General features: G+C 66.7%; 18 protein-coding genes and 8 pseudogenes. 8 read left to right on the top strand and 18 right to left on the bottom strand.

Annotated elements, in window-relative coordinates; translation table 11 throughout:
- Window positions 1-185 precede the first annotated feature (185 nt).
- Window positions 186-1,019: pseudogene (locus tag NHF48_RS16975) on the bottom strand (serine hydrolase domain-containing protein); the annotation flags it as partial.
- Window positions 1,020-1,207: 188 nt separating this feature from the next.
- On the bottom strand, window positions 1,208-2,257 hold the full coding sequence (locus NHF48_RS16970; RefSeq protein WP_446741171.1) for an A/G-specific adenine glycosylase: 1,050 nt from the start codon (window positions 2,255-2,257) through the stop codon (window positions 1,208-1,210).
- A gap of 14 nt (window positions 2,258-2,271) precedes the next feature.
- Between NHF48_RS16970 and NHF48_RS16965 the strand changes: the two are divergent.
- The 6 genes and pseudogenes from NHF48_RS16965 (at window position 2,272) to NHF48_RS16940 (ending at window position 11,128) form a co-directional block, all read left to right on the top strand.
- Window positions 2,272-2,848: pseudogene (locus tag NHF48_RS16965) on the top strand (DUF721 domain-containing protein).
- On the top strand, window positions 2,848-3,513 hold the full coding sequence (locus tag NHF48_RS16960) for a thioredoxin domain-containing protein (RefSeq protein WP_093398756.1): 666 nt from the start codon (window positions 2,848-2,850) through the stop codon (window positions 3,511-3,513). Before NHF48_RS16965 ends, NHF48_RS16960 begins: the two are co-directional and overlap by 1 nt.
- 174 nt (window positions 3,514-3,687) lie before the next feature.
- The gene (locus tag NHF48_RS16955) at window positions 3,688-4,281 is read left to right on the top strand and encodes a thioredoxin domain-containing protein (RefSeq protein ID WP_333928554.1); all 594 of its coding nucleotides are present in this window, start codon (window positions 3,688-3,690) and stop codon (window positions 4,279-4,281) included.
- A gap of 275 nt (window positions 4,282-4,556) precedes the next feature.
- Window positions 4,557-7,945, top strand: a pseudogene (locus NHF48_RS16950) (chromosome segregation SMC family protein).
- 429 nt (window positions 7,946-8,374) lie between these two features.
- Window positions 8,375-9,621 (top strand): annotated as a pseudogene (locus NHF48_RS16945) (putative DNA modification/repair radical SAM protein).
- A gap of 122 nt (window positions 9,622-9,743) precedes the next feature.
- Window positions 9,744-11,128 (top strand): annotated as a pseudogene (locus NHF48_RS16940) (UdgX family uracil-DNA binding protein).
- A gap of 148 nt (window positions 11,129-11,276) precedes the next feature.
- On the opposite strand, the gene NHF48_RS16935 reads toward NHF48_RS16940, so the two are convergent.
- Window positions 11,277-12,074, bottom strand: a complete 798-nt coding sequence (locus NHF48_RS16935; protein WP_253071770.1) for an aldo/keto reductase — start codon at window positions 12,072-12,074, stop codon at window positions 11,277-11,279.
- Between the two features lie 80 nt (window positions 12,075-12,154).
- Between NHF48_RS16935 and NHF48_RS16930 the strand changes: the two genes are divergently transcribed.
- Window positions 12,155-12,787 (top strand): DedA family protein, encoded by a 633-nt coding sequence (locus tag NHF48_RS16930; protein WP_253071769.1) that lies wholly within the window; start codon window positions 12,155-12,157, stop codon window positions 12,785-12,787.
- On the opposite strand, the gene NHF48_RS16925 is transcribed toward NHF48_RS16930, so the two are convergent.
- The 12 genes and pseudogenes from NHF48_RS16925 to NHF48_RS16870 form a co-directional block, all read right to left on the bottom strand.
- The gene (locus NHF48_RS16925; protein WP_253071768.1) at window positions 12,778-13,470 is read right to left on the bottom strand and encodes a DJ-1/PfpI family protein; all 693 of its coding nucleotides are present in this window, start codon (window positions 13,468-13,470) and stop codon (window positions 12,778-12,780) included. The genes NHF48_RS16930 and NHF48_RS16925 overlap by 10 nt on opposite strands.
- 537 nt (window positions 13,471-14,007) lie before the next feature.
- Window positions 14,008-14,310: a hypothetical protein gene (locus NHF48_RS16920; RefSeq protein ID WP_253071767.1), complete on the bottom strand. Its 303-nt coding sequence runs from the start codon at window positions 14,308-14,310 to the stop codon at window positions 14,008-14,010.
- A 280-nt stretch (window positions 14,311-14,590) separates the two neighbouring features.
- Window positions 14,591-15,128: pseudogene (locus tag NHF48_RS16915) on the bottom strand (demethoxyubiquinone hydroxylase family protein).
- Window positions 15,125-15,499 (bottom strand): disulfide bond formation protein B, encoded by a 375-nt coding sequence (locus NHF48_RS16910; RefSeq protein ID WP_446741170.1) that lies wholly within the window; start codon window positions 15,497-15,499, stop codon window positions 15,125-15,127. The pseudogene NHF48_RS16915 and the gene NHF48_RS16910 overlap by 4 nt, the downstream one beginning before the upstream one ends.
- 129 nt (window positions 15,500-15,628) lie before the next feature.
- Window positions 15,629-17,018 (bottom strand): annotated as a pseudogene (locus NHF48_RS16905) (S41 family peptidase).
- Between the two features lie 288 nt (window positions 17,019-17,306).
- Complete coding sequence (locus NHF48_RS16900; protein WP_253071766.1) at window positions 17,307-18,401, bottom strand: murein hydrolase activator EnvC family protein; 1,095 nt, start codon at window positions 18,399-18,401, stop codon at window positions 17,307-17,309.
- Between the two features lie 83 nt (window positions 18,402-18,484).
- Window positions 18,485-18,907 (bottom strand): 23S rRNA (pseudouridine(1915)-N(3))-methyltransferase RlmH, encoded by a 423-nt coding sequence (locus NHF48_RS16895; RefSeq protein ID WP_253071765.1) that lies wholly within the window; start codon window positions 18,905-18,907, stop codon window positions 18,485-18,487.
- Window positions 18,908-18,923: 16 nt separating this feature from the next.
- The gene (gene rsfS / locus NHF48_RS16890) at window positions 18,924-19,331 is read right to left on the bottom strand and encodes a ribosome silencing factor (RefSeq protein WP_056061225.1); all 408 of its coding nucleotides are present in this window, start codon (window positions 19,329-19,331) and stop codon (window positions 18,924-18,926) included.
- Between the two features lies 1 nt (window position 19,332).
- Window positions 19,333-19,947: a nicotinate-nucleotide adenylyltransferase gene (locus NHF48_RS16885; RefSeq protein WP_253071764.1), complete on the bottom strand. Its 615-nt coding sequence runs from the start codon at window positions 19,945-19,947 to the stop codon at window positions 19,333-19,335.
- Entirely contained in the window at window positions 19,944-20,195 is a 252-nt protein-coding gene (locus tag NHF48_RS16880) for a type II toxin-antitoxin system RelE/ParE family toxin (protein WP_263817042.1), read from the bottom strand. Before NHF48_RS16880 ends, NHF48_RS16885 begins: the two co-directional genes overlap by 4 nt.
- A gap of 30 nt (window positions 20,196-20,225) precedes the next feature.
- A complete protein-coding gene (locus NHF48_RS16875; RefSeq protein ID WP_107963188.1) occupies window positions 20,226-20,480 on the bottom strand; it encodes a hypothetical protein in 255 nt (84 codons plus the stop codon).
- A 31-nt stretch (window positions 20,481-20,511) separates the two neighbouring features.
- Window positions 20,512-21,774: a glutamate-5-semialdehyde dehydrogenase gene (locus NHF48_RS16870; protein ID WP_253071763.1), complete on the bottom strand. Its 1,263-nt coding sequence runs from the start codon at window positions 21,772-21,774 to the stop codon at window positions 20,512-20,514.
- Window positions 21,775-21,852: 78 nt separating this feature from the next.
- Here NHF48_RS16870 and NHF48_RS16865 point away from each other — a divergent pair, with 78 nt between their 5' ends.
- Window positions 21,853-22,962, top strand: a complete 1,110-nt coding sequence (locus NHF48_RS16865; RefSeq protein WP_253071762.1) for a DUF3667 domain-containing protein — start codon at window positions 21,853-21,855, stop codon at window positions 22,960-22,962.
- A gap of 112 nt (window positions 22,963-23,074) precedes the next feature.
- On the opposite strand, the gene NHF48_RS16860 is transcribed toward NHF48_RS16865, so the two are convergent.
- The 3 genes and pseudogenes from NHF48_RS16860 to tilS all read right to left on the bottom strand — a co-directional run bounded on the left by NHF48_RS16860 (window position 23,075) and on the right by tilS (window position 26,435).
- Window positions 23,075-23,473: a hypothetical protein gene (locus tag NHF48_RS16860; protein ID WP_253071761.1), complete on the bottom strand. Its 399-nt coding sequence runs from the start codon at window positions 23,471-23,473 to the stop codon at window positions 23,075-23,077.
- A 63-nt stretch (window positions 23,474-23,536) separates the two neighbouring features.
- Window positions 23,537-25,446, bottom strand: a pseudogene (gene ftsH / locus NHF48_RS16855) (ATP-dependent zinc metalloprotease FtsH).
- A 95-nt stretch (window positions 25,447-25,541) separates the two neighbouring features.
- Window positions 25,542-26,435: a tRNA lysidine(34) synthetase TilS gene (gene tilS, locus NHF48_RS16850; protein WP_253071760.1), complete on the bottom strand. Its 894-nt coding sequence runs from the start codon at window positions 26,433-26,435 to the stop codon at window positions 25,542-25,544.
- Window positions 26,436-26,446 lie beyond the last annotated feature (11 nt).

The following is a 26,446-nucleotide window of genomic DNA, read 5'->3' as shown; positions in this document are numbered from 1 at the left end:
CACCACCCCAGGCATAGGTGCCCTTGCCCGGCCCGTTCGGCGTATCCGCGAGCACGACGGAGCCGCCCGCGCCGAAGCCCATGTTGCTCCCCCTGCGTTCCCCCGGTGCCGCCACCGACTCCGCCGAACACCACACCCGCCGGCAGCAGGTTCGACGTCGCCAGCGCGATCGTTTCGGGCTTCATCACGCGCACGCCCTCAAGCGTGCCGCCGTCCTGGATCATGTGCAGGAACCGATCGTAATCGCGCGCCGACATCACCAGCCCAGCGCCACCATACGGAAAGCTCGGCTTCTGCAGGAACACCGACGTCGCCGCCGGGTCGAGCGGCGTCCGCGTGTCGCCGACGAACGCATAGTTGGTCGCCAACCGCCCGACCTCGCTCTGCGGGACCTGCCAAAAACTCGACCGCATCTTGAGCGGATCGAACAACCGCGTCTGCACGAACCGCTCGAAGCTCATGCCGCTCGCAACCTCGATCACGCGGCCCATCACATCGAGCCCGATCGAATAGCTCCACTTGGTGCCAGGATCCGCGATCAGCGGCAGCGTCGCGACACGGTTCGCGAACTCCTCGAGCGATTTCGGCCGGACGGGCCGCATCTTCTCTTCCATCGCCGCGCTGACCGACAGCGGCAGTATGCCGAGCCGCTCATATTCCTCGAGCAACGGCCCCTTGGTGACGATCGTGTAGCCGAGCCCCGCGGTGTGCGTCAGCAAATTGCGGATCGTGATCGGCCGCACGGCGGGCCGCGTCGCGAGCGACGTGTCGGGGCTCGTCGCGACCTTCATGTCCTTGAACGCTGGGATGTATTCGCTGACCGGATCGTCGAGGTTGAGCTTGCCGTCCTCGACCAGCATCATCGCCGACATCCCCGTGATCGGCTTGGACATCGAATAGACGCGCCACAGCGAATCGGGGCCGGCGGCGGGTGCATTCGGGGCGTCGCTGATCTTCCCCGCCGACGGGAACAGTGTCGGACCATCGCCGGCGCCGAACGCACCGACGATACCCGGCATCTTGTCCTGCGCGACATAGCTGTCGAACAGCGCGGACGTGGCAGGCAGCAATGCGTTGACAGGGATCGTCATCCGCGGCGTCGGCCGAGCCTGCGCGCTAACCTGCGGACGCGGTTGCGCCTGCTGGGCATAGGCCGTGGCGGCAGCCAATGCGGCAAGTCCGCCCGTCGAAATCCAGTGCACCAGTTTCATGCAGCTCTCCGTATGGTCTTGCCGGCCTTGGCGAAAACGGTCGGGAGCCCGGCGGTATCCAGCTCGTCGATCGGCCACCATTCGCTTGCCGTTGGAACGCGCGGTTGATGCGCCTCGACCGTCGCCACCGCAAGCGTCAGTTGCAGATCGAAATGCGTAAATCCGTGCGCCACGGTCTCGTCCAGCATCCGCCAATCCGCCTGCGCCGGCGCGTCCTCCAAACCGGGTGCCGCCTCACCCCAGGGCCCGGTCGGAAACGCCCGCATGCCGCCGAGCAGACCCTTGTCCGGCCGCCGCACCAGCAACACCTGCCCGTCGCGTTCCAGCCAGAAGATCGTCCCGTAGCGCTGAGGCTTGGCCGCCTTCTTCGCCTTCACCGGCAACCGCTCGGGCGCGCCCTGAGCTAAGCCCTCGCAAAACGCGCGAATCGGACACAGCAGACATTTCGGCGCGCGCGTCGTGCAGATCCCCGACCCCAGATCCATCATCGCCTGCGCGAAATCCCCCGCCCGAGCGTCCGGCGTGATCGAATCCGCCGCGACCCGAATCGCAGGACGCGCCGCGGGCAAAGGCGTCTGAATCGCGAACACCCGCGCGACCACCCGCTCGACATTCGCGTCGACCACCACCGCACGCTCGCCAAACGCGATCGCCGCCACCGCCGCCGCTGTATAAGCGCCGAGCCCAGGCAAAGCGCGCAGCTCCACCTCCGTCCGCGGAAATTCCCCGCCGTGATCTGAAACCACGGCCTTTGCCGCCTTCACGAGATTGCGCGCCCGAGCGTAATACCCAAGCCCAGCCCAAGCCGCCATCACATCGGCATCGTCCGCCGCCGCCAAGCTCGCGAAATCCGGCCACCGCGCGGTCCACGCGAGGAACCGCGGCGTCACCGCCGCCACCGTCGTCTGCTGCAACATCACCTCGGACAGCCACACCCGGTACGGATCGACCGCTTCGCCCGGCTTCGCGCGCCACGGCAGGTCGCGACGATGCGCGTCATACCAGTCGAGCAGGGCCCCGGAGACCGAAGAGCGCTTGGCGTTCACGCGTCGCCTATGGCATGGGTTCGCAGATGAGCAAGCCGCCCGTTTCTGTGCCTAAATCTGCGACGCCCAAGCCGGCGACGAAGCGCGTGAAGGGCAAGACCGATCCAGACGCCCCGCGCGAGAACCGCTCACGCGCGGTCGCCGAGTTGTTGCCTGCGATCGGCGGCGCGGCATTCCGGCGATTCGGCTTCGTCCAGTCGTCGATCGTCAGCCGCTGGCCCGAGATCGTCGGCGCGAAACTGGCGGGCGCGAGCATCCCCAGAATCGATCCGCTTCCCGGTCGGCAAGAAACAGGACGGCGTCCTCACGCTCACCGTCCGCGGCGCGCACGCCCCGATGATGCAGCACATCGCGCCCGAGATCATCGAGCGCGTGAACCGCTTCTTCGGGTACGCCGCCATCGTGAAGGTCGCGATCCGCCAGGGCGAGGTCGCCGCACCCGTCCCACGCAAGGCGCCCCCTTCGTTGCGCCCAGTCCCCGTCGATCTCGGTATGAGCCTGAAGGGCATCGCCGATCCGGAACTGCGCGCCGTCCTCGAATCCCTCGCCGCCGGCGTCGCCTCGACGCACGGCCTTCCCAGGATCAACTAATGCGCGTCCTCTTTGCCGTCTTCGCCCTCTTCCTGCTGACCGGCGCCGCGCCCAAGCGCGACTGGTCGCAAACCGCGCGCATCCTCCCCTCGGGCGCGTACCTGATCGGCAACCCCGCCGCGCGCGTGAAACTGGTCGAATACGCCAGCTATACCTGCTCGCACTGCGCCGACTTCTCTGTGAAGTCCGAACCCGTGCTGAAGCGCCAGATGATCGCATCGGGCTCGACCAGCCTCGAAGTCCGCAGCTTCATCCGCGACCGGCTCGACCTTGCAGCAGCGATCCTCGCCCGCTGCACCGGCCCGAAAGGCTTCTCTGCCACCTCGTCCGCGATCTTCGCCGCACAGCCGCAATGGCTGGAGCGCGGGATCGAATACCAGCAGGGCAACGCCGCGCGCCTGAACATGTACCCGGCCGCCGCACAGATCCGCGCCAACGCCGACGGCTCGGGCCTGACCGCGTTCGTCAAGGCGCGCGGGCTGTCGGACGCGGCGATCAACGCATGCTTCGCCAACCAGCCCGAGATCGACCGCATCGTCAAACTGACCGCCGACGCGCCGAAGGAGATCGACTCGACGCCGACCTTTTACCTCAACGGCAGACTCGTCCCGCACGTCGGCTGGGAACAGCTCGAACCCGCGCTCCGCAAGGCCGGCGCCCGTTAATTCACGTGATCCACTGGAGTAACCCGATGAAGTTCCTGACCACGCTGGCCGTCCTGCCGCTCGCGCTCGCCGCCTGCTCGAAGAACGATTCGACCGGTAACGTCGACCAGCCCGCCGCCGCACCGGTAGCAGCCGCCGCAGCCCCCCGCCGGCCAGAACTGGACCGAGACGGTCGTGAAGACCCCCGAGGGTTACCTGATGGGCAACCCGAACGCGCCGATCAAACTCGTCGAATACGGCGCACGCTCGTGCCCGACCTGCGGCGCGTTCGGCCGCGAGGCCTACAAGCCGCTGACCGAAAAATACGTCTCGACCGGCAAGGTCAGCTTCGAATTCCGCGACTTCCTCGTCCACGGCGCACCCGACGTGGCGCTGACCCTGCTCGGCCAGTGCGGCGGCGTCGCGCCGTTCTTCCCGATCCTCGAGCAGATGTACGGCAACCAGATCGCCTTCCTCGACAAGCTCCAGGCGATGACCCCCGACCAGCAGAAGGCGCTCGCCAACCAGCCGCCGACGGTCGTCGCGACCAAGCTCGCCGAACAGATGGGCGCGATCGATTTCGTCAAGCAGCGCGGGATCCCGGAAGCGAAGGCGCGCGCCTGCCTCGCGGACCAGAAGCAGCTCGAAGTGATGGCCAAGCCGACCGAGAACGCGATGCAGGCCGGGACCGTGACGGGCACGCCGACGTTCCTGATCAACGACAAGAAGCTCGATCAGGTCGTGAGTTGGGATCAGATGGAGAAGGCGCTGAAGGCGGCTGGGGCGTAAGCCGCACGCCGTCTCGACCCACCGTACCACCCCGGCGAAGGCCGGGGCCCAATTGGAAAGGACGCAGTAATGGAGCGCCACCTTCGTTAGCGCCGTCTCCCAATTGGGCCCCGGCCTTCGCCGGGGTGGAAGCTAAGTGCGGCGTACCTGCCAGACGGCCGCTCTTTCTTGTTCTCCCGCGAAGGCGGGAGCCCAGTCTGGGTCCCCGCCTTCGCGGGGAAACAACAGCGCAACGGTCCGGGATAACAGCAACATCAGTCGTCGGGGGCGCAAGAATGCAGATCAAGCGCCTCCGCATCACCGGCTTCAAGAGCTTCGTCGACCCCGCCGATCTCCGCATCGAACCCGGCCTTACCGGCGTCGTCGGCCCCAATGGCTGCGGCAAGTCGAACCTCCTCGAAGCGCTCCGCTGGACGATGGGCGAGGCCAGCGCGAAATCGCTGCGGGGCGCCGGCATGGACGACGTCATCTTCGCCGGCACCGCAACCCGCCCGCCACGCGACTTCGCCGAAGTCTCAATCCTCGCCGAAATCGCCGGTGACGAAAGAGAAATCGTCCGCCGGATCGAACGCGGCGCCGGCTCCGCCTACCGGATCGACGGCCGCGACGTCCGCGCCAAGGACGTCGGCCTGCTCTTCGCCGACGCCGCCACCGGCGCGCATTCCCCCGCGCTCGTCAGCCAAGGCAAGATCGGCGCGGTCATCGCCGCCAAGCCTGCCGACCGCCGCGCGATGCTGGAGGAAGCCGCCGGAATCGCCGGCCTCCACGTCCGGCGGAAAGACGCCGAGGGAAAACTCCGCGCCACCGAAGCCAATCTCGCCAAGCTCGACGAGATCATCTCCGATCAGGATGCGCGCGCCGCCACGCTGAAACGCCAAGCCCGCGCCGCCGAACGCTACCGCCTCATCTCCGCGCAGATCCGCGTCGCCGAAGCCCGCACACTCTTCGCCCGCTGGCGCGAAGCTGCCACCGCAGCCGACGCCGCCGAGGCCGAAGCCGCCGCTGCCGAAACCCGCGTCCACGCCACCACCGAAGCCGAACGCGCCGCCGCCGCAGACCAGCACCGCGCGATCGAAGCCGTCGCCACCGCCCGCACCGCAGCGCTCGTCGCGCGGGACCTGGTCGGCGACCTCGCCCACCGCCTCGCCGCGCTCAAAACCGAGAAGGCCAGCGTCGAGCGCAGGATCGCCGACCTCACCGACGCCCGCGCCCGGATCGCCGACGACCGCGCCCGCGAAGGATCGCTCGCCAGCGACGCCGCCGCCGCGCTCGCGCGCCTCGCCGACGAGGCGAAGGCGCTCGACACCGCGATCGCCGACGCCACCGCCGCGATCCCCGATCTCGACGCCGCACTCGCCGACACCGAACGCAAAGCCCGAGATGCCGAGGTCGCGCTCGCCCAGGCGCTCGCCACGCAAGCCCGCGACGCCGCCGAAGTCCGCGTCGCCAGCGCTGCCCTCGCCGCCGCCCGCACCCGCGCCGACCGCGCCGACCGCGATGCCGCGCAGATCGCCGCCGCTCTCCGCGCCCTCGGCGACACCGAGGCCGCTAGCCGCGGAGCGCGAAACCGCCGCCGACGCCCGACGCGCCGCGACCGCCGCCGCAGAGTCCGCTCGCCAGGCCATCACACAAGCAGACACCGACGAAGCCGCCGCGACCAGTGCGCGAGACGCCGCCGAAATCACCCGCGCCACCGCCCGCGCAGACCTCGCCGCGATCGACAGCGAAGTTTCCGCGCTCACCAAGGCAACGCAGCGCAGCGGCCGCGACCGGCTGCTCGACCATGTCTCGGCCAGCAGCGGCTACGAACGCGCACTCGCCGCAGCACTCGGCGACGATCTCGACACCGGCCTCGACGCATGGGCCGGCGCCGAGCCCCGCGAAGACGACCCTGCCCCACCCGCCGACGCCGAACCGCTGGCAAAGCATGTCGACGCGCCCCCCCGCCCTAGCCCGCAGGCTCGCGCAAATCTTCGTCGTCGACACCGACGGCCAGCAACACCTCGCCGTCGGCCAGCGCATCGTCACCCGCGACGGCCAACTCCGCCGCTGGGACGGCTTCACCGCAACCGGCACCGGCGCGGCAGCCGCCGAACGCCTCGTCCGCCGCAACCGCCTAGCCGCGCTCCAGGCCGCCCGCCCCGTCGCAGCCAAGGCGCTGGACGAGGCCGAACGAACCCGCGCCGCGATCAACGAGCGGATCGCCCAGGCTAGAGGCCAGTCACAAACCGCCCGCGCCGCCCTGCAACGCGCCGAAACCGCCGCGCGCGACGCCCTCCGCCAGGAAGACCGCGCCGCCGCCGCGCTCGAACGCCTCGCCACCCAGCGCGCTGACCTCGACATACGCGCGTACCGCATCGCCGACGACGTCGCCGACGCGCACGCCGACCGCACCCGCGCCGAAGCCGCGATGGCCGCCGTCCCCGATGGCACCGCCAACGCCCGCCAAGTCGCCGCGCTTCAATACGACGCCGAGCGCGCCCGCGCCGCCGTCGCGCAGGCCCGTGCCGATCGCACCACGCTCGACCGCGGCATCGCCACCCACCGCGAACGCCTGTCCGCCGCGCAAGCCGACACCCGAAGCTGGCGCGCGCGCGCCGGTGAAGCCGCCAAGCGCATCGCCGCCATGGACACGCGCGAAACCACGCTGGGCGCCGACCTCGCCGCCATCGCCGCTCGCCCCGCCGCCCTAGACGCCGAAATCGCGACGCTCGACGCCGGACACCAAGACGCGCGCACAACCGCCGACGCGCTCCTTGCCACCGAACGCACTGCGGAAACCACCGCCCGCACCGCCGACGACGCCCACCGCGCCGCCACCGAAGCGCTCGCCGTCGCCCGCGAAGCCCGCGCCGGCGCGATCGCCCGCGTCGAAAACCACGAAGCGCGCCGCCTCGATCTCGGCCGCCTCTCGGGCGAGCGCTTCCAATGCCCCGCCCCGGTGCTCCCCGAACGTCTCGGCTTCGCGGTCGCCGACGTCCGCGCACCAGCCGAGGAGTCCGCCACGCACGACCGCCTCACCACCGACCGAGAGCGGATCGGCCCGGTCAACCTCGTCGCCGAAACCGAACTCGCCGAACTCGAAGAGTCCGCGCGCAGCAACGCGGTCGAACGCGAAGAACTCGGCCAGGCCGTCAACCGCCTGCGCGGCTCGATCGGCACGCTGAACCGTGAAGGCCGCCAGCGCCTGCTCGCCGCGTTCGAGGCGGTGAACGGCCATTTCCAGCGCCTCTTCACCACCCTCTTCGACGGCGGCGCCGCGCATCTGGAACTGATCGACTCAGACGACCCGCTCGAAGCCGGTCTCGAGATCATGGCGCAACCACCCGGCAAACGCCTCCAGTCGCTCACCCTCCTGTCGGGCGGCGAACAGGCGCTGACCGCAGTCGCGCTGATCTTCGGCCTGTTCCTCACCAATCCCGCGCCGATCTGCGTCCTCGACGAGGTCGATGCGCCGCTCGACGACGCCAATATCGAGCGCTTCTGCGACCTGCTCGACCGCATGTCCCGCGACACCGACACGCGCTACCTCGTCGTCACGCACAACGCCGTCACGATGAGCCGCATGCACCGCCTGTTCGGCGTGACGATGATCGAACGCGGCGTCAGCCGCCTCGTCTCGGTCGACCTGCAAGCCGCAACCGGACTCATTGCAACCGCGTAGGGAGACAATCCTCGTGCGCGACGTTGACCCTTGATGTTCCTCGATGAATCCAGCATCTGGCCGCGCAAGGAGGGATCTGCCTCCCCGCAAGCCCGTGTATCGGCACGAGAAAGCGCTCACCCGCCTGGTCTTCGTCTATCTCTTCCTGTTGCTGCTCTTGCCCGTGAGCCTCGGCGGCATGGTCGACCTGATCCGCTATCTGCTCGGCTGACTTTCGGGTGTCCTACACAACCCGATCTTGCCACCGTCGTGAATCCGCAATCGTGCACGTCAGGGCCTAAGTGCAGACATCGGCAAAATGCTCCCAGCGTCTGCACTTTGTGCACTTCCAGCATCGGAGCCGACCCGAAAGGCGGCCAGTACAACGACATAGCGACAAGTTGATCTCCATCACTCGACACCCCTTTTCGCGGAACGTAAGACGAACGAATGGCCCAACTCGACACCCGTGAAAAGCTCGAGATCCTCGCCGACGCGGCCAAATACGATGCGTCCTGCGCGTCGTCGGGTACGACCAAGCGCAATTCGAAAGACGGCAAGGGGCTCGGCTCGACCGAAGGCATGGGAATCTGCCACGCCTACGCCCCCGATGGCCGCTGCATCTCGCTGCTCAAGATCCTGCTGACCAACAGCTGCATCTTCGACTGCCATTATTGCATCAACCGCAAGAGCTCGAACGTGCGGCGTGCGCGGTTTACGGCGAAGGAAGTCGTCGATCTCACCATCGCCTTTTACAAGCGCAATTATATCGAGGGCCTGTTCCTCTCGTCCGGCATCATCGCCTCATCGAACTACACGATGGAGCAGATGGTCGAAGTCGCGCGGAGTTTGCGCGAGGATCACCATTTTCGCGGCTACATCCACCTCAAGACGATCCCCGACGCCGATCCCGAACTCGTTCACCAGGCCGGGCTGTATGCGGACCGCGTCTCGATCAACGTCGAACTCCCGACTGCGAACGGCCTGAAGCGTCTCGCCCCCGAGAAAGACGGCGTCCGTATCGAGACCGCGATGGCCGAGGTGAAGGCCTCGATCATCGACGGCAAGGACGCCAAGGCCAAGTACAAGTCCGCGCCGAAGTTTGCCCCCTGCCGGCCAGTCGACGCAGATGATCGTCGGCGCCGATGCCGCAACCGACGGCGACATCGTCCGAAAGGCGTCGACCCTGTACGACCGCTTCGGCCTTCGCAGGGTCTATTATTCGGCGTTCAGCCCGATCCCCGACGCGAGCGCCGTTCTCCCGCTGCAACGCCCGCCGCTAATGCGCGAGCACCGTCTGTACCAGTCCGACTGGCTGATGCGCTTCTACGAGTTCCAGCCTCACGAGGTGGTAGCGGCCGCCGACGACGCGACCGGCATGCTCCCACTCGACATCGATCCCAAGCTCGCCTGGGCGCTCAAATTTCGCGGCTCTTTCCCGGTAGACGTCAACCGCGCCCCCCCGCGAAATGCTCCTCCGCGTCCCCGGGCTCGGTGTGAAGGCGGTCAACGGCATCCTCACCAGCCGCCGCTGGCGCCGCCTGCATTTGGCGGACATCGCCCGGCTGACCGTGTCGGTCGCCAAGCTCCGCCCCTTCATCATCGCCGAGGATTGGCGCCCCGTGACGCTAGCGGACAAAGCCGAACTCCGCCCGATCGTCGCCCCGAAACCCAAGCAAATGGAAATGTTCGCGTGACCCGCGCGCACGACCTGCTCCCCTCCCTGAAAGGGAGGGGGTTGGGGGTGGGTCGGCCTGAGGCTCACGCAGCACTCCCTCGAAAGCAACCAGCCCCCTCCTTTTCAGGGAAGGAGGTAAAGATGCGCGTCGTAACCCTATCCGAACCCGACGACTTCGACGGCTGGCGCGACGCCGCGCGTGGCCTGATCGCCGAGGACGTCCCCCCGACGACGTCGTCTGGCAAGTTGGCGACGAACCCGTCGACCTGTTCGCAACCGTCGCCGAACCCGCACCTGCCCCGCCCCCCGGCGCGTTCTCCGTCCCCCGCGCCTTCATAGATCTAGCCCGCAGCGCCATCCTCGGCAGCGACCCAGAGCGGTTCGCCCTGCTCTACACGCTGCTTTTCCGCCTCCGCCGCGAACAAAAATTGATCGAGGACCGCGCCGATCCGCTCGTCCGCCGCCTCGACCGGATCGCCAAGGACGTCCGCCGCGACATCCACAAGATGCGCGCATTCCTCCGTTTCCGCGAAGTCGAGGAGGACGGCGGCACGCGCTTCGTCGCGTGGTTCGAACCCGACCACCACATCGTCCGCGCCAACGCCGCGTTCTTCGTCAACCGCTTCGCCAGCATGCGCTGGTCGATCCTGACGCCCGAAGTCTCGATCCATTGGGACGGCAAGGCGCTCAGCGAAGGCCCCGGCGCGAGCAAGTCGGATGCCCCCGACGGCGACCCGACCGAGGAGGTCTGGAAGACGTACTACGCCAGCATCTTCAACCCGGCGCGCGTGAAGATCGGCGCGATGCTGAAGGAGATGCCAAAGAAATACTGGAAGAACATGCCCGAGACCGCGCTGGTCCCGGGCTTGCTTGCAGCGGCGCAAGCAAGGGAGAGCGGCATGATCCAGAAAGCGCGCGACAACGTCGGCGGCAACAGCCTGATCGCATGGGAAGCACTGCGCGACGAGGCCGCCGGCTGCACCCGCTGCCCGCTCTATAAACCCGCAACGCAAACCGTGTTCGGCGAAGGCCCGGTCGACGCGCCGCTGATGTTCGTCGGCGAGCAACCGGGCGACCAGGAGGATATCGCCGGACGCCCGTTCGTCGGCCCGGCCGGCCAGATGTTCGACAAGGCGATGGCGGAGGCAGGCGTAGACCGCTCACGCGCCTACGTCACCAACGCGGTCAAACACTTCAAGTTCGAACAGCGCGGCAAACGCCGCATCCACGCCAAACCGGGCGCGGGCGAAATCGACGCCTGCCGCTGGTGGATCGAGCAGGAACAGATGCTGATCAAGCCGAAGGTGACGGTCGCGCTCGGCGCGACGGCGGCGCGGTCGCTGTTCGGGAAGGTGATGACGATCGGCCGTGAGCGTGGCCGGGCGCTGCAATTACCGGATGGCGGCGAGGCCTGGATCACGGTGCATCCAAGCTATCTGCTAAGGCTACCCGATCCAGCGCACGCGGCGGAAGAGTATGCGCGGTTCGTCGAGGACTTGCGAACGGTCGGCGGCCGGATTGCTTGATCACCGAACGAGCAAACTTCACGCTCCCTATCTCCGTCATCCTGACGAAAGTCAGGATCCAGAGCCGAATAGCGCAACGCCCGTTACCCTAGTTCCTGACTTTCGTCAGGATGACGAGCTTCTCAGTCGAGCCGCCTCTTCACCTTCATTACATGCTGTTCGGTTCTGGTCCCAGCCGGCCCGCGGGATCGTCGAGCGTTTCGATCGCGGCCATGTCCTCGTCGTCCAGTGTCAGGTCAAGCGCTGCGAAATTGTCCGCCAGATGCTCTGCATCGGATGCCTTCGGGATGACCGAGAAGCCGTTCGCCAGATGCCACGCCAGGATAACTTGTGCCGCACTGCGACCGTGCTTGTCCGCGATCCGGACGATCGCGCCGTCTTGCAACAGCGTCTTGCCCTGCCCCAACGGGCTCCAGCTTTGCGTCATGATTCCGTGCGCTTCATGATAGGCGCGCTGCTCACGCTGCTGGAAATTCGGGTGAAGTTCGATCTGGTTGACCGCCGGCGTCACGCCGGTCGCAGCGACAATCGCGTCGATATGCTCGGGCAGGAAGTTCGACACGCCGATCGACTTGGCCTTCCCGGCATCGCGCAGTGCGATCATCGCCTGCCAGGCTTCGACATACTTGTCCTGCTTCGGCACCGGCCAGTGCATCAGGTACAGGTCGACCGACTCGACACCGAGCAGCGCAAGGCTCTCATCCATCGCCGCTTCGGCATCGCCCTGACGATCGTTCCACAGCTTCGTTGTTAGGAACGCATCCGAGCCCTTATAGCCGTCGCCGACCCCTCGTTCGTTGTCGTAGATCGCGGCGGTGTCGACCAGTCGGAAGCCGATATCGAGCCCAGAGCGGACGATCGCCGCGGCCTGGCTGTCGGGGATCTGCCACGTGCCCATGCCGAGCTGGGGCATCGTGCGGCCGTCGTTGAGTGTAAGATCTGTCATGCCGCAAACAGCGCACGACACGGCCGGCGGTTCCGATTGGCTCTTCCCTTCCGCGCCCGGTTCGCGCAATCGACCGAGCCATGTTCGAAAAGATCCTGGCCGTGCTGGCTACCTTCACGATCGGCGTCATCTCGTCGGGTGGCTATGTCGGCATCGCGCTGCTCATGGCGATCGAAAGCGCGTGCATCCCGTTGCCATCCGAGATCATCATGCCGTTCGCCGGCTACCTCGTCTCGACCGGGCGGTTCGATCTGTATCTGGCCGCGACCGCGGGCGCGATCGGGTGCAATCTCGGCTCGATCGTCGCGTATGAAGTCGGCAAGCGTGGCGGGCGGCCGATGGCCGAGCGCTGGGGCAAATACCTGCTGATAGGACCGGGCGAGCTCGACGCGGCGGACCGGTTCTTCGCCCGGTGGGGCTCGATGGCAGTGCTAATCGGCCGCCTGCTCCCCGTCATCCGCTCATTCATCGCGTTTCCCGCCGGCGTCGCGCGGATGAAGCTTGTACCGTTCCACGTTTATACGTTCATCGGGTCGTGGCCGTGGTGCTTCGGGCTGGCGTGGGTCGGCATGAAGCTCGGTGACAAATGGGACAGCGATCCACGCGTGAAGGCCGCTTTCCACAGCGCCGACCTGTTGATCGGCGTCGTCCTGATCGCGCTGGTCGGCTTCTATATCTGGCACCGGGTACGCGGGCTGAAGCGTCACTCGTAACCACGGAGCTTTGCTAACGCGCGCAGATCGTCGTCGCGCGTAGGAACGATCGACTGCATGCGGCGCTGATACGCCGCGACGATCTCGGGACCGGCCTTGGCGGGTGAACCGCTGTCGAATGGCGGCGCGGGGTCATATTCCAGACCGAGTTGCACCGCTCGAGCATGCGCCTCGCCGCGGATCATCGCGGTCAGCGTCAACGCGAAGTCGATCCCCGCGGTCACGCCGCCGCCTGTCACGCGGTTGCGATCGACCACGGTGCGCGCATCGACTGGAATCGCATTGAACAGAGTCAGCATGTCGCGTTGCGCCCAGTGGCAGCCGGCGCGGTAGCCATCGAGCAACCCCGCCGCGCCGAGAATCAGCGAGCCGGTGCAGACGCTCGTAACCCACGTCGCTTCGGCCCCAACCGTCTGGACCCACGCCATCGCCTCGTCGTCGGCGATCACGCCGTTTATGCCGAAACCGCCGGGCACGCAGAGAATGTCGGCATACGGCACGTCCGCAAAGGTCGCGGTCGGCACGATCGAGAAACCGGCGTCGGTCGGGACCGGCTCCAGCGTCTTCCAGACAAGATCGAGCCGAGCGTTGCCGAGCCGCGACAGAACCTGCGCGGGGCCGGTCAGGTCAAGCTGCGTCACGTTCGGGAACAGCAGGAAGGCGATGCCCAGCGGCTCGGTCATGTGATGACTCCTTACGATAGATTCTTACGATCAAGAATCGCGAAATCGCTCCAAATGGCCCCTAACTCGCTGAAAAACTGCGCGAGTCCGGCAACGTGCAAGGACCGCGCTCGCCCGAAGTGCAGAAAGTGCAGACGCTGGTGCAGCATTTTCCGCTGCGCCCGACGCACCGTAGGGGGGCGGTTTTAGCGAACGCACTCCAGTTGGTTGCCGACGTCATTCGCGCATCATGCCACTCCATCCGCCTGTAGGACAGTTACGTCTAAAACAGCGCGCGCGGGTGTCGGGCGAACAGCCACGTCCCGAGCATCAGCGCGGTCATGACGGCGGCAAGAAGAATTGCAGAGTAGGCGAGAAGTCTTTTTCGTAACCATCGACGCGGATCGGGCGCGGACGGTTTTCAATTTCCCGATGTTAGCCCATCCGTTTGCCCCCTTTTGTGCGCCAGGGGACGGTAAGCGGTGCGATAAGCCGACCCACCCCTGCCCCCTCCCTTTCAGGGAGGGGGAAATAATGGCGTTGTCGTTTACGACGGGTTTACGGGAGGACGGGGACTTCTGCCGCGCGCGTCTTGTTCTCCAGCCGCGATTCTCGCACCCGCTGACCGAAGCAGCCGGTGGCGCCGCCTGCGCCGACCGCCGAGCAGCTTCCGATCGTGTTGACGCCCGACCCGGCGTCCATCGTGCCCTGTGCCTTGGTTGCCCAGCTTGCATTTTCGGGCGTGACGACGAACTCGCGGAGTTCCTTGGGGACGCGGTATTGCTCCTGTGCGCTGCGGCGAACGCAGACAACGATTTCCTCGCCGTTCTGGTTGGTCGGGCAGCGTTCGTTGCCGAACAACGTGAGGACGCCGTTGATGGGTGCACTGCGCGAGACTTCGCCGGGGGGCGGAAATCGGTTTGGCCTTGCCGGTAGCACCGGGCAGAGCCGGTGCCAGCGTCGGTCCCTTGGCGGGTATCTGCGCCAGCGTTGGCGGCGCTACAGGGCGAGCAGGTTGCGCCGTCTGCGCCGCAACGGGTCCGGCGACGAGCAAAGCCGTCGCAAAAAAGCATTTTCATACGCATCACTCCCACAATCCGTACTTCAGTCACTGGCCGTATCTCATTGTATCGGCCGCATCTCAGATCCGCTTGGCAGTCGCGATCGCAACCTTGCAGCCGAGCCGGATCGCGGCACTCAATACCGGATAACCCGGCGTCTCCTCCGCCCCCCGCGGCGATCGCGGTGGCTTTATGTTCGAGTTCCTCGGCCTGGAAATCCAGGATCGCTGCCGATAGCTCGGGGTCGCTGGCACCAAGCTGAACGAGCTGTTCTTCGTAATGCTTGTCGATCTCGGTCTCGACCGCGGCGGTGCACGCCATGGCCGCCCGCGGGCTGATCGCGGCCGTCACGGCGCCTAGCGCGAAGCCGGCGACTTTCCAGATCGGTTGCAGCACTGTCGGCCGCACGCGGCGCCCGACGATCATCTTGTCGAAGAACGCTCGGTGGCGCTCCTCCTGCTGCGCCATGTGATGGATCGAGCGCGACGCCGGATGGCGGTCGCCGAGCACGGCGAGCTGCCCTGCGTAGATCCGGATCGCGCCGTATTCGCCGGCCTGATCGACGCGGATCATCGAATCGGTGGCGCGCTTCGCGTCGCCTGGCTTCCAGCCGCTCATCTCGTTTTCCTCATGAGTGCGAATATGGTGAACGCACCAACGAGGGAAAAGATGGCGTTGAACCCGGCGAGCGAAATCCCGAGCAGTTTCCACTGCGGCGAATCGCAGCGGACCATCGGCGCGTTCATGATCGCGGCGAGACGCTCGGCGGCGGTCGTGCCGGCCATCGAGACGGTCGTGGTGCAGGCGGTGAAGCCGTTCCACCAATGATATTCGACGCCGGCATGCGCGACGCCGATCAGCCCGCTGAGACCAATCAACAGCCCGGCAATGATCACCAGCGACGCCCGCAGCGAACGGCCGGGGACCAAGAACGTCGCGCCCGCGATCAGCACCGCGGAATAATGCGGCCACCGCTGCCAATGGCACATCTCGCAAGGGGTACAGCCCGCCAAGATATTGCGAACCGAGCGCGCCAAGCAGCAGGAACGCCGGTAGCAGGAGCGCGATGGCGCGCGCGATCTCTTCGTTCTTGGTCATTCCCAAACCACGACGCACGCTCACTTGGCGGGCGCCTTGGTGGTATCCGTGGGATCGGGCTTGACCGGGCGCGGCTTGGTGGCGGCGGCAACCTGCACCGGGCCGCCGAGGCGCGCGACGGTCTTCAGCGCGTAATAGAGCTGGAAGTCGTCGATCCCCTGTTTCTTCAACTGGTCGGGGGTCTGCGAGAAGCGCGGATCGGTCTTGGTATCCTCCTCGAGCACCGCGTTGTCGGCCTTCACCTCGTTGATCAGATGCTTGCGCAGATCGGCCTCGCGGAACACCGGGCGCGACTTGTAGTCGGGATCGGTGAGCTGCGGCACCTTGATGTCGGGCTCGATCCCGCCCTCCTGCACCGACCGGCCTGACGGCGTGAAGTAGCGCGCCGTGGTGAGGCGAAGCGCGGTCTCCGGGCCGAGCTGCAACACCGTCTGGACCGAGCCCTTGCCGAAGCTGCGCTCGCCCATGATCAGCGCGCGGTGGTGATCCTGCAGCGCGCCGGCGACGATCTCGGAGGCGGAGGCGGTGCCGGGATCGGTGAGGACGACGACCGGCAGGCCGTGCGCGTCGTCGCCGGGCTTGGCGTAATAACGCTCGATATCGGTCTTCTCGCGACCGCGCTGCGAGACGATCTCGCCGTGATCGAGGAACGCGTCGCTGACTTCGATCGCCTGGGTCAGGAGCCCGCCGCCATTCTCGCGGAGGTCGACGACATAGCCGAGCGGGCGGTGGCCGAGTGATTTGTCGATCGCCATGATCGCTGCGCGGGTGTCGGCGCCGGTGTTCTCACTGAAGGTATTGATGTTGATATAACCGACGTCGCCGCGGACTTCCCATTTCACCGGCTTCTGGACGATGATCTCGCGCATCATCGTCACCTCGAGCGGCTTGTCGCGGCCGGGACGGACGAGGCCGAGCGTGATCTTGCTGCCGGGCTTGCCGCGCATCTTGCCGACCGCCTCGTCGAGCGAATCGCCGTAGATCAGCTTGCCGTCGATATGCGTGATGTAGTCGCCGGATTTGACGCCGGCGCGGGCAGCGGGGGGAATCCTCCTGCGGGGCGACGACCTTGATCGCACCGTCCTCCATCTGCACCGTCAGCCCGAGACCGCCGTAATTGCCCTCGGTCATAATCCGGAGGTTTTCGTAGTCGAGAGCATCGACATAGCTGGAGTGCGGATCGAGGCTGGCGAGCATGCCCTGGATCGCGCCCTTGATCAGCGTCTTGTCATCGACCTTGTCGACATATTCCGCCTTCACGCGGTTGAAGACGTCGAGGAACTGGTCGAACTCGCGGTACGTGTCGGTGTCGACTGCCGCCATCGCGGAGGTGGCCAATGGGATCAGCGTCAGCGCGCCGACGATCGCAGTCGCGGCAAGGAACGGGGTACGCAGTATAGGACGAGGCATCGATGGTCCTGCAACCTGAGAAAAAGACGTGTCGTACGGTCGTGACGGCGTAGCGTAGCGGAACGCTGGCGGCAACGCGCGCGCGGAGTGAAGGCTCGTGGGGGTTAATGGGGGCTGACCCGGGGGGCTTTCGATCCTCCCCCGCCAGGGGGAGGTGGCTGGCACTTGCCAGACGGAGGGGGCGGTAAGAGATTACCGCTGCTCCGTGTCCTCCCCCTTCCGTCACCTTCGGCGACACCTCCCCCTTGCGGGGGAGGATCGAAAGCTGCGCCCATCGGATTTGGCTGATCAGCTGGGTCCTATCAACGAAGCGACATCGACCGGGCGACCCCGGCGGCGGAGTTCGACGGTGATGCGCGGGTCTTGGCGGGGGGCGGTGCCGAGCGGGGCGCCCATCGTGACACGGTCGCCGGGCTTTGCGAAGGTTGCCGCGAGGCCGGTGACGAGGCTGGTCCAACCATCGGCGTGGTCGACGATGACGATAACCCCGTAGTCGCGAAAGCGGCGGGCGTAGCGGATCGTCCCTGCAGCAGGCGCGACGACGCGCGCACTGGGAGCGGTGGCGAAGGTCAGGCCGCGCGATCGGACTCCGGCGTCCGAGACTTCGTCGAAACCGGTGACGAGCCTGCCCGCTACCGGCATGCGGTACACGCCGCTCGGTGGCGCCGGGGGCGTGATGCCGGGCGCGATCGGGCGGGGGATCGGACCGGCGAGCGCAATCAGGCTGGCTGCGGTCGCCTTGGCGTTGGTGGTGGCGGCCATGCCGTCGACGAGATCGCGCGCGCGTTCGCCGAGCGCCAGCGCGCGATCGGACTCGCCGAGCGCGCCGCGGCCGAGCGACTGGCTGCGCTGGCGATGGCGCGCCTCCAAGGTGGCCAGCGCGATGCGGTCGTTCTCCAGACGCGCACGGCCGTCGGCGAGCGCCTTGGCGGCGAGCGTCGCGCTGGCCTGCAAACGCCGCGTCTCGGCGAGTTCGGTGCGAACGGCCTCGGTACGCTGGCGCACCACGGGAAGCGCGCTGCCGAGCACTGCGCGGACATGGACGAGGTCGTCGACCGATCCCGGCTGCGCGACCGCGACGATCGTAGGGCGGCGGGCCAGCGATTCCAGCGCCGCGAGTAGGCGGGCGACGGGGGCTTGCGCGCGGCCGAGCTTGGCGCGCTGATCGGACAGGAGGCGGTCGACTAGCGCCACGCGGGCGCTGGCGGTTGCGAGGTTCGCTTCGGCGGCGGTCACGCGTGCAGCGAGCGCCAGTTCCTCACGGCGCGCCTTGTCGGCCGCGTTGCGTTCCCGCGTGGCTGCGGCGACGAGTTTGGCGGCACGGGCAGTGGCGATTACCGCATCGCGTTTGGCAGCGACCAGGCGTTGCTGTTCGCTCGCCAACTCGGGCGCATCAGTCTGTGCGGCTACCCCCCGCCGCCGCGAACAGCGCCGCGATCGCCAAGACGCCCCCCTGCCCTCATGCATCACCCTTCGCGGTGATAGGGGTGGTTGGCAAGGATGCTGGTGGCGCGGAAGAGCTGTTCGGCAAGCATCGCGCGGGCGAGCAGATGCGGCCATGTCGCGCGGCCGAACGAAAACAGCAGGTCCGCCTCGTCGCGCGCCGCGTCGTCGAAGCCGTCGGCGGCCCCGATCATGAACCGCGCCTCGCGGACGCCGTCGTCGCGCCATCGCTCGAGCTTTTGCGCGAACTGCGTCGAGGACAGCGTCTCGCCCTTCTCGTCGAGCAGGATGCGCTTGGCCTGCTCCCCGATCAGCGGAATCTTGCCGCCGGTGTCGGGGAGCTCGCTGACCTTGGTCGGCCAGACGATGCGCTTCAGATAGCGGTCGACGAGGTCGGCCTCGGGCGAGCGCCCGATCCGACCGCGGGCGACGATGTGGAGCAGCACCGCCGCCGCCTTGGGATCAGTCTTCGTCGGTGAAGGTCGGCACCGGTGGCGGCGCCGGTGCGTCGCCGAATGCCCACATCCGCTCGAGATTGTAGAAGCTGCGGACTTCGGGGCGGAACAGGTGGACGATGACGTCGGTCGCGTCGATCAGAACCCAGTCGGCGGTCGGCAGGCCTTCGATCTTAACCGGGCGCTTGAACTCGGCCTTGATCCGCTCGGCCAGCTTCTGCGCCATCGAGGCGACCTGGCGGGTCGAACGACCGCTGGCGATCACCATGTAATCGGCGATGCTGGTCTTGCCCGCGAGCGGGATCGAGATGGTCTCGACCGCCTGGTCGTCGTCGAGCGACGCGAGGATCAGGCGATGCAGCGCCTCAACCTCTTCGGGGTCGGTCGCGCGAGGGGCAGTAGGGGAAGTGGCCAAGTCAGCTCCTGGGTAAGACTACCGAGCCAGCAACGTGCTGGGCCCAGTCGGGATTTTCGGCGCGCAGGCCGGTTGCGGAGGTCGGGTCGGGTCGGAAGCGCAACAGCACGAGGGCCGGCAATCTCCACGTCGTCCAGCTCTTCGCATGGTCTGTGCGCCGTTGGAAGCGCCGCAGCCAACCCATCGCGGGGGCCGCGAGGGCGCGCCCGTCATATCCCGGACGCGCGATTACCGCAATCGGAACCTCGCGGGCGATCTGGCGCCAGTTCTTCCACCGATGGAAGTCGGCGAGATTGTCCGCCCCCATCAGCCAGATGAACCGAATTTTGGGGTAGCGCCGCTTGAGCTTGCGGATCGTGTCGAGCGTGTAGCGGGTGTGGAGCCGCGCCTCGATATCGGTCGCGCGGATCGGCGCGCGGCGAGCCATCCGTCGCGCCGAGGCGAGACGCGCGGCGAGCGGCGCCATGTCGTTCGCCGCGTCCTTGAGCGGGTTGCCGGGCGACACCAGCCACCACGCCTCGTCGAGCGCGAGCGCGTCGATTGCCGCGAGCGTGATGCCGCGGTGGCCGTTATGCGCGGGATTGAACGACCCGCCTAGGATGCCGACGTGGGTCACCGCTGTTTACGCCAGTTCTCACGACCATGATAAGTTCGCAGGATTTCGACGCCGTGCGGGACGATGCGGTAGATCAATATATAGTCGGTATCAGGTACGCACCACTTGCGCTCGTCGCGGTCGACGATCGGACCTGCGGCGGGAAAATCGGCGAGGAAATTACCTGCCGCGATCGCAGCGCTGCCCACTAGATCGGCATAGTCGAGATCGCGTCGAGCGTTGAAATCATCGATCCGTGCGAGATCGATCTGCGCGAGGGGGAGTCCAGGTTGCGCGACTCATCCTCGCCGACGAGCAGCCACGCGCTCTTCGAACCAGATTTCCATCTCTTCCTGGCTTATCAGTTCGCCGCGATCAGCGGAGTCGATCCCCTCTTGGATGAAGGCGCGCATCCCTGCATGATGCTCGGCTGCCTCCCGGATCGCTTCGGCAGCGAACTCCTCGCCGGTGATACCGCGATACCGCGCAAGTTCCTCGACCATCGCGAAGGTCGTGGGATCGAGCGGGGTGGTGATCGAGATGGGCGCGTTCATGGGCTTAAGTTACGCCGATCGGTAGGGAGCATCAACCGCGCACCTGGCCGATGCCGCGGCCGATCCATTTGTAGGTGGTGAGGCCTTCGAGCGCGACCGGGCCGCGGGCGTGGAGGCGGCCGGTGGCGATGCCGATCTCCGCGCCGAGACCGAACTCGCCGCCGTCGGCGAACTGGGTGGAGGCGTTCCAGAGCACGATTGCGCTGTCGACCGCGGTGAGGAAGCGCTCGGCGACCGCAGCATCCTCGGCGACGATTGCGTCGGTGTGGTGCGAGCCGTGGCGGGCGATGTGCGCGACCGCCGCGTCGATGCCGTCGACGATCGCGACCGAGGCGATCGCGTCGAGATATTCTGTGTCCCAGTCGGCCGCATCGGCGGCTGCGATCTCGGGGACGAGCGCGCGCGCATTTGCGTCACCGCGGACCTCGCAACCCGTTGCTCCGAGACTTTGGATCAAAGCGGCTGCATCTGTGTAGTCCCGGTCAATCAGCAGCGTTTCCATCGAGCCGCAGACACCGGTGCGGCGCATCTTCGCATCGACGACGACGCCTTCGGCCATCGCCGGATCGGCCGATGCGTGCACGAAGACGTGATTGATACCGTCGAGATGCGCGAGGACGGGCACGCGCGCTTCGGCCTGGACACGGGCCACGAGGCTCTTGCCGCCGCGGGGAATGATCAGGTCGATCATCCCGTCCGCCTTCAACATCGCGCCGACCGCCGCGCGATCGGTAGTCGGTACGAGTTGCACCGCGTCGATGGGCACCCCGCCAGCCTTCAGCCCCGCGACCAGTGCCGCGTGGATCGCGCGATTGCTCTTTACCGCTTCCGAGCCGCCGCGCAGGATCGCTGCGTTGCCGGCCATCACGCAGAGCGCGGCGGCGTCGGCAGTGACGTTGGGACGACTCTCGTAGATGATGCCGATCACGCCGATCGGCACGCGGACGCGCGAGAGCTTGAGGCCGTTCGGGCGCTCGCTCGAGTCGATCACCTGCCCTACCGGATCGGAGAGCGCCGCCACGGCTGCAACCCCGTCCGCCATCGCCGCGACCCGCGCTTCGTCGAGCCGCAACCGATCGAGCAACGCACCCGACAGACCCGCCTCGGCCGCGCGCGTCATGTCTTCCGCGTTCGCCGCAACGATTTCGGACGATGCCGCACGGATCGACTCCGCCGCCGACGTTAGGGCGGCAGCCTTCCGCTCGGATGGCATCGCCGCGAGCACCAGCGCGGCGGAGCGTGCGCGGCGGCCCATTTCGGCAATCATTTCGGTCGGATTTTCTGCGTCGGCCATGGTCGATGCGCTACCATGCGAAGCCTCTCGCGCCAACGTCGCGAACTCGTTACGCTGCCGATATTGCAGGGGGGACGCATGACTGGGGATATCGGAGCAGCGGCGGATATCGCCACGGGGACAGTCGTCGGGCGCGCGTTCGAACCAAGCGCGGGTGAGGCACAGGTTGCGCATACCGGCCACGGTCCGGACGGCGCGCTGTGCCTCAATTGCGGGACGCGGTTGTTAGGCGAGCACTGCCATGCCTGCGGGCAATCGGCGCACGTCCATCGTTCGCTCGGCGGGATCGGGCATGAGATCGCGCACGGGGTTTTCCATTTCGAAGGCAAGATATGGCGGACTTTGCCGCTGCTGGTGCTGCACCCGGGTGCGCTCACGCGGCGGTACGTCAATGGCGAGCGGGCGCGGTTCGTGTCGCCGCTGGCGCTGTTCCTGTTCACCGTCTTCCTGATGTTCGCGACGATCGGCGCGGTCGGCGGGGAAATGACGAAGGACTTCATCCGGGACGATCGCACCGGCAAGACGTCCGACTATGCACACGAGGCCGCCAGGGCTCGCCTCGCGCTGAACAATGTCGAGGCGCAGCAGGAGGTTGCGAAGCGTGCGCCCGCCAAATATTCGGGAGAACAGCTTGCCACGCTCGATCGGCAGGCGAGCGCGTTGCGTACCACTGTCCGTGCGCTCGGGGTCGTCGCGGATATGCAAAATGGCGGCGCCAACGGTACGCTGGTCGACCTAGGCGATTTCAAGACCGGCTGGGAACGGCTCGACCACGGGATCGCCAAGGCGAACGGCAATCCGGGCCTGATGTTCTACAAGCTGCAGACCAGCGCGTATAAATACAGCTGGGGCCTGATTCCGTTATCCGTGCCGTTCATGGCGCTTCTTTTCCTCTGGCGACGCCAACATCACCTCTACGATCACGCAATCTTCGTGACCTATTCGCTCGCGTTCATGATGTTGCTGACGATCGTGCTGATCATCGCTGGCGTGATCGGCATTGCGGAAGGCTGGATCGTGATGGCGGCGATATGCGTGCCGCCAGTCCATATGTTCGCGCAGCTTCGGGGCGCTTATAAGTTGCGGAAGTGGTCGGCGGCTTGGCGAACGGTGGCGCTGTTGACGTTCGCGTTCACGGTTTTGCTGGCGTTTATCGTGCTGCTGTTGCTGCATGGGCTGACGGACTGAACGTTGTCAGGCGGGTCCTGCCAACACCCGTTCGTGCTGAGAAGTCGAAGCACCTGCGTGCGGGGCATGTCCTTCGACTTCGCTCAGGACGAACGGATGAAAGAAGACCTCTTCAACCTCCCCCCAGCCACCTCAGCGGCAGGGGTAGAGGTTCGCGAGGACGCGGGCGTAGCCGTCCTTGAGGGGGCGCTTCTGGTAGCTGGCGGGGGAGTTCGTTCAGGCCGTCGAGCATGTCCATGATACCGACCGACTCGCCCTCTGGAACGCAGGCGATCGGCGGCTTGCCGGCGGCGGCGCGGGCGGCGCGTTCAGCCTTCAACTGATTGGTTGCGGCCTTGGCTTCGGCCTTCAGGGCGGGGAGGTCGGGGGACATCAGCGCCATCGGGCCCTGGTCGCGCAGCGCGTTGGCGCGGGCCAGAAAGGTGCCGACGGTCATCGCCGCGGTTGCCGGCATTGCCGCGCCGACCATGAGTAGCGCTGCGACTACAGCCTTGGAACGCGAATACGACATGGGCGGCCTTTCCGAGAAAAGACCGCCCATAGAACTACTTAGGTGACTGTCCGGTGAACCGGATCACGCCCCCAAGGGTGTTGGCGTCCCGAAGGGGGCCCGACGGACGGCGGGTCTTGGGGATCGACGTACCCGCACGTGGGACAGTCGAAGCCTTTGCTCCCGGATCCGGACGATCGAGATCCTCGCCGGCGATCAGCTTCTTGATCTCGTCACCGGTCAGCGTCTCGAATTCAAGCAGCGCGCCGGCCACGGTGTGGAGCTGATCGACGTGATCGCTCAGCACCTGCTTGGCGCGGTCGAGACCACCTTCGACGATCCGCTTGATCTCGTCGTCGATCAACTGAGCGGTCTGGTTCGACATCCGCGACGGACGGCTCGCCGAATAACCCAGGAAGGATTCGCCCTCGGGCTCACCGTATTCGAGCGGGCCGACCTTGTCCGACATGCCCCAGCGCGTGACCATGTCGCGGGCCAGACCCGTGGCGTACTGAATGTCGCCCGAGGCTCCGCTGGAAACCTTGTCGTAGCCGAAGATGACTTCCTCAGCGACGCGGCCGCCCATCGAGACCGCGAGGTTCGCGTACATCTTGTCGCGGTGATAGCTGTACGAGTCGCGCTCGGGCAGACGCATGACCATGCCCAGCGCGCGACCGCGCGGGATGATCGTCGCCTTGTGGATCGGATCAGATGCCGCCTCGTGCATCGCGACGACGGCATGGCCGGCTTCGTGATACGCGGTCATCCGCTTCTCGTCGTCGGTCATGACCATGGATCGACGCTCTGCGCCCATCATGACCTTGTCCTTGGCCTCCTCGAACTCGGCCATCGCTACCAGACGCTTGCCCTTGCGCGCCGCGTGCAGCGCCGCCTCGTTGACGAGGTTGGCGAGATCGGCACCCGAGAAGCCGGGCGTACCACGAGCGATGACTCGCGCGTCGACGTCGGGTGCGAGCGGCACCTTCTTCATGTGGACTTCGAGGATCTTGATGCGACCCTCGATGTCCGGCCGCGGCACGGTGACCTGGCGATCGAAACGGCCCGGACGTAGCAGCGCCGGATCGAGCACGTCGGGACGGTTGGTCGCGGCGATGATGATGATGCCTTCGTTCGCCTCGAAGCCATCCATCTCGACCAGCAACTGGTTCAGCGTCTGCTCGCGCTCATCGTTGCCATTGCCGAGGCCTGCGCCACGGTGACGACCGACCGCATCGATTTCGTCGATGAAGACGATGCATGGTGCGGACTTCTTGGCCTGCTCGAACATGTCACGGACGCGGCTCGCGCCGACGCCGACGAACATCTCGACAAAATCGGAACCCGAGATCGTGAAGAACGGCACGCCGGCCTCACCCGCGATCGCGCGGGCAAGCAGCGTCTTGCCGGTCCCAGGCGAGCCGACCAGCAGCGCGCCCTTGGGGATCTTGCCGCCGAGGCGTGCGAACTTGGTCGGGTCCTTCAGGAACTCGACGATCTCCTCGAGCTCTTCGCGAGCCTCGTCGATGCCGGCGACGTCCTGGAAGGTGACCTTGCCTTCCTTCTGCGTCAGCATCTTCGCGCGGCTCTTGCCGAAGCCCATCGCGCCCGAGCCCGAGTTCTTCTGCATCTGCTTCAACACGAAGAACGCGATGCCGAGGAAAAGCAGGAACGGCAGCGACTGGTACAGCAGCAGCGCCAGCATCGACGGGCCCCTCTTCGGGCTTCGCGCTGATCGAGACGCCCTTCTCGCGCAGCTTCGGCACGAGCGTCGAGTCCGGAATCGGATACGACTTGAACTTATCGCCGGTGGACAGCGTCCCCGAGATCATGTCGCGCGAGATGTTGACGTCCTTGACGGTGCCCTCGTCGACCTTGTCGAGGAACGCCGAATACGCAATCGTGTTACCACCCGACGCAGCCGTGCGACCGTCGAACATGGTCACGAACAGCGCCAGCGCGAGCAGGATGCCGACCCAGATCAACAGGCTCTTCATCCAAGGATTGCCGCCGCCGCCGTTTTCGGGACCGCCATTGCCGGGGCCGCCGTTTCCGGGGCCCTGGGGCTTCTGACCGCGGTTGTCGTTGTCGCTCATGGGTGCACGATACCTTTCACCGCACAAGATAAGCGTGCGCAGGTTAATGGCAATGGAACAACGCGCGACTTGCGTTGATCAGTGTGAACGGACGGGCGCGTTATGCGGGGCTTCTCCTTGGCGGTGCCTCGCGGAAGCGCCAGACGTCGCCACGGACGCTGGCGATGATCCCGGCTTGCGTGGTGCGCTTGCCGGCCATCAGCGAGTCGAGCAGGCTTTCGATGTTGGCGGCCTCGGTCCATTCGGGCGCGACGATGCCGGCGTCGGTACGGACCGTGCCGATCGCGCGGCGGGCGAGGCGGCGGAGGATTTCGCGGGGGGAGGTTCTCGACCGCGAGCTTCACCTCGCCGCCGCCGACCTTGGCGCGTTCGGTCCAGATCCAGTCGACCATCGCGCGGACGTCGGTGTCAGTCTCGGCAAGCGCGGCGGCGGCGCGCGCGAGGTTGGGTGTGCCGAGCCATTCGTTCTGGTCGAGCAACCGGCGGAAGCGGGTGCGATCGTGGCGGTCGTCGTGGTTCGAGGGATCGTCAAAGAACGGTACCTCCGCACGGCGGACGATCGCGCGGAGTTCGGCGCGGCGCCAGTCGAGCAAGGGGCGGATCACCGTGACGCCGTGGACTTCGGTGCGGGCACGGACTCCGGCGAGGCCGGCTAACCCCGACCCGCGCGCGGCGCGCATGAGGAAGGTTTCGGCCTGGTCGTCGGCGTGATGGCCGGTGACGAGCGCCCCTGCCCCGATCGCGCGGGCGTGGTCGGTGAGGAGGGCGTAGCGCGTGGTGCGGGCCTGCGCCTGGATGCTGGCACCGGTGATGGCTTCGCTGGGGGCGAGCGTGGCGTGGGAAATTCCGAGCGTGGCGCAATGCGCGGCGACCATGGCGGACTCTTCCACCGCTTCGGGGC

It is taken from the genome of Sphingomonas sp. H160509, assembly GCF_024124765.2.
Taxonomy (GTDB): Bacteria; Pseudomonadota; Alphaproteobacteria; order Sphingomonadales; family Sphingomonadaceae; genus Sphingomonas.
Note: the sequence above shows the minus strand (reverse complement) of the source record. Positions and strands in the feature narration are given on the sequence as shown.

Excerpts from the sequence above, each read along its gene's own strand:
- NHF48_RS16960 (WP_093398756.1), top strand. The coding sequence starts at position 2,848 with ATGCGCGTCCTCTTTGCCGTCTTCGCCCTCTTCCTGCTGACCGGCGCC.
- NHF48_RS16935 (WP_253071770.1), bottom strand. The coding sequence starts at position 12,074 with ATGACAGATCTTACACTCAACGACGGCCGCACGATGCCCCAGCTCGGC.
- NHF48_RS16930 (WP_253071769.1), top strand. The coding sequence starts at position 12,155 with ATGTTCGAAAAGATCCTGGCCGTGCTGGCTACCTTCACGATCGGCGTC.
- NHF48_RS16925 (WP_253071768.1), bottom strand. The coding sequence starts at position 13,470 with ATGACCGAGCCGCTGGGCATCGCCTTCCTGCTGTTCCCGAACGTGACG.
- NHF48_RS16910 (WP_446741170.1), bottom strand. The coding sequence starts at position 15,499 with ATGTGCCATTGGCAGCGGTGGCCGCATTATTCCGCGGTGCTGATCGCG.
- NHF48_RS16875 (WP_107963188.1), bottom strand. The coding sequence starts at position 20,480 with ATGAACGCGCCCATCTCGATCACCACCCCGCTCGATCCCACGACCTTC.
- NHF48_RS16870 (WP_253071763.1), bottom strand. The coding sequence starts at position 21,774 with ATGGCCGACGCAGAAAATCCGACCGAAATGATTGCCGAAATGGGCCGC.
- NHF48_RS16865 (WP_253071762.1), top strand. The coding sequence starts at position 21,853 with ATGACTGGGGATATCGGAGCAGCGGCGGATATCGCCACGGGGACAGTC.
- NHF48_RS16860 (WP_253071761.1), bottom strand. The coding sequence starts at position 23,473 with ATGTCGTATTCGCGTTCCAAGGCTGTAGTCGCAGCGCTACTCATGGTC.